This is a genomic window from Hymenobacter sp., assembly GCF_035709525.1.
GTDB lineage: Bacteria > Bacteroidota > Bacteroidia > Cytophagales > Hymenobacteraceae > Hymenobacter.
The window spans coordinates 1-2954 of record NZ_DASTEP010000080.1 but is presented as its reverse complement, the minus strand read 5'-3'; the positions used below and the strand labels follow the sequence as shown (position 1 = coordinate 2954).

The following is a 2954-nucleotide window of genomic DNA, read 5'->3' as shown; positions in this document are numbered from 1 at the left end:
GTGCTCGATTTTGACGCCTTGGTAGTATTGCTCGAACTTCTGGTGGGTGAAGCCCAGCTCGTCGGTGTCGCGGCGCAGGGGGCGCATCTGCTCATCTTGGCCCAGGCCCAGCTGCTGGCGCAGCACGAAGGCGCCATCGGCGGCGCTGGGGCGGCTGGCGGCCCGGAACTCGATGAGCGTGGGCTGGCCGTCGGCCGCCAGCTCTTTTTTCAGTAGGCGCTCGCTCTCCTGGGCGCTCGCCAAACGGGGGAGCACGGCGGTGCCAAAAAGCAGCGCCGCTACCGTAGTGTACTTGTGGGACATAGGATGGAGGAAGAAGATGAAATTGCCATATGGCTTAGCAAGTATATGTTGTATTTATTAACTATTTATTGGAATAAATAATTGGCGGTTGTGCAGCACAATAGTGCAGGCTGTTTTTGCCAGTAAGGGAAGAATTATAGAGTGCAAGTAAAATTTTAATCACTTAATCAACAGTTGGTATATGGCATTCAGGTTTAGCTTATTAAATAGTAAAAAATATATTTGTTAAAAAACCGTTTCCACGCTGCTTTAGGAAAATAAAAGCAGCGCAGTAAGTAGGAATAGACTCAGAAGCGGCCTGCGGCTACGGTGGTTGGCCTGCGGGCCGCGCATAAAAAAAGCCCAGCCATTTGGCCGGGCTTTTGGGTACGAGCAGGAGGCTGCCCCGCCAGCTTTATTGCTTGGCAAAATGCTTGGTGAAGGTATTCTGCCCATCGGTGGCGCGCAGCAGGTAGAGGCCAGGAGCGAGGCCGCTCAGGCTTACTTCGCCGTTGCCGAGGTAGCGCACGCTGGCCTTGGCCCCGCGCGCGTCGAGCACGTCGAGCGACTTCAGCTCGGCGCCCGAGCTCAAGCTCAGGTGCAGCGCGTCGGTGGCGGGGTTGGGGTAGAGGCTCAGCTCGGCGCCGGCGTCGAGCACGGCGGTAGCGCCGGTGAGGCCCTGCGCCGCCGCGATGGCCGCGCCGCCCGTGATGCTGATGCTGTAGTCTTCGGTTTCGCCGTAGCTGTAGGTGCCGCAGCTGGTGGTGGCCGAGTTGTCGCTCAAGACCACGCGCAGGCGGGTTTTGCCGGTTTTGGCGGTGGTGGGCACCGTGAAGGTGCTGCTGAGCGTGCCGGCGCTGCTGCTGCTGCCGCTCACGATGGTTTCGCCCGAGTCGGCAAAGTCGCCATCCTGGTTGTAGTCGATAAAGATTTTCCAGTACTCGGTGTAAGCCGAGCCGACGAAGCCTACCGAGAAGTTGATGGTCTGGCTAGAGCCGGCGGCCACGCTGGTAGTCAGGGCGGTGCCATCGTAGTAGCCACCATCGGCGCCGCTGGTGCGGGCAATGCTACCCAGCTTCACGTAGTCGATGTACTCGTAGGCCTGGCTGCTGCCCTTGCTGGCGCAGTAAGCGGTAGAGGTGGGCGGCGTGGTGGTGCCGCCGCTGCCGTAGGCCGCGCCCACGCCCACGGCGTACCAGGCATTGGCCACGGCCTGGGCCTGGGCCGAGGTAGCCCCAAACAAGTCGTTGGCGGCGCTGATGGTGGCCGAGCGGGCGGCGGCGTAGTTCGAGCTGGCCGAGAGGTACACGCTTTCGGCGCGGTACAGGATTTTGGCCGCGTCGGTGAGGCCCATGCCCGCCACGGCGTAGGCATTGCCCACCTCATTGGTGCCGCTTTTGCCCACGCTGATGAGGTAGTACCAGTAGTTGAGCACGCCCGAGTTGGTGTGCACGCCGCCGTTGTCGTTGCTCGACGAGGGCGAGGCGGTCGAGGCCCAGTAGCGGCCCTGATAGTAGGCCGGCTGGCCGTACTGGTTGGGGTTGCTCATCGAGCGCAGCGCGCCGCCGGCTTTCATGATTTCCTCGCCGATGTCCCAGGTCGACTTGCCGGTGAGGCCCAGCAGGTCGACGCTGTATTTCTCCACGCTGGCGCCCCAGCAGTCCGAAAAGCCCTCGTTCAGCGCGCCCGACTCGGCCGAGTACGTGAGGTTGGCGGTGTAGGAGCACACGGCGTGGCCGATTTCGTGGCCGCACACATCGAGCGCCGCCAGCGGCTTGAAGGTGTTGGCCCCGTCGCCGTAGGTCATTACCGAGCCGTTCCAGTAGGCGTTCTCAAAGCCCTTGCCATCGCCGGGCGTGTCGTCGAAGTGCACGTAGCTCTTGATTTTGGCGCCGGCGTTGTCGTAGCTGTTGCGGGCGTGCACGGCCTTCCAGTAGTCGTAGGTGGCCTGCGCGCCAAAGTGCGCGTCGCCGGCCACGTTGTCGAAGTTGGCGTTGTTGTACTCGGCCGCCGTCCAGTTGTTGTCGGCATCGGTGAAGTCCACTGCCGAGGTATAGCTGCTGCCTTTCTTGCAGTTATAGGTTTCGATGCCGCTGCCGCGGGTGTACTCGCGCAGGCGGTAGCCGCCGGTGGTGGTTTCGGTGGCCAGCGCGCGGGTGCCGCTGTAGGCGGTGGCAAACGAGCCCGTGGCCGCCGCCTGGGTGGCGTGCTTGATAATGGCATCGCGCAGCACAATGTCACCCGTTTGGGCATCCACGTACACGTAGGCGCGGCTTACGGGCTGTTGGGCATAGATGTCAAACTTCCAGGCCAGCACCAGTGGGCCGGTCTCCGCATCCTGGCGGAAGTCGCGTACGATAACCAGCTCGCCCTGCGGTTGGTAGCTGGCGGCGGGGTTGCCGGTTTGCTGCTTGAGGCCGGCCTCTTCGGCCGCGTCCTGCCACATGTATTTCTTAGCGCCGATGCTGGCCAGGGCGCGGCCCAGGGCGGCGCGGGCCGAGAGGGTAGGGGTGGTGCTGAGCGGGCCTACTTTTTCGTAATCGCCGCTCAGGCTCTCGACGCTGCCCTGGCGGGCGTGCACGGTGTAGGTGGCGTGCTCGATTTTGACGCCTTGGTAGTATTGCTCGAACTTCTGGTGGGTGAAGCCCAGCTCGTCGGTGTCGCGGCGCAGG

2 protein-coding genes are annotated in these 2954 nt (G+C 62.6%); both read right to left on the bottom strand.

Going from position 1 to position 2954, the window contains the following annotated elements; all coding sequences use genetic code 11:
* Positions 1-303: hypothetical protein (locus VFO93_RS07015; RefSeq protein ID WP_325133637.1), on the bottom strand; the 303-nt coding region annotated here is incomplete at its 3' end.
* Between the two features lie 394 nt (positions 304-697).
* On the bottom strand, positions 698-2954 hold a 2257-nt coding region (locus VFO93_RS07010; RefSeq protein WP_325133636.1), incomplete at its 5' end, for a M4 family metallopeptidase.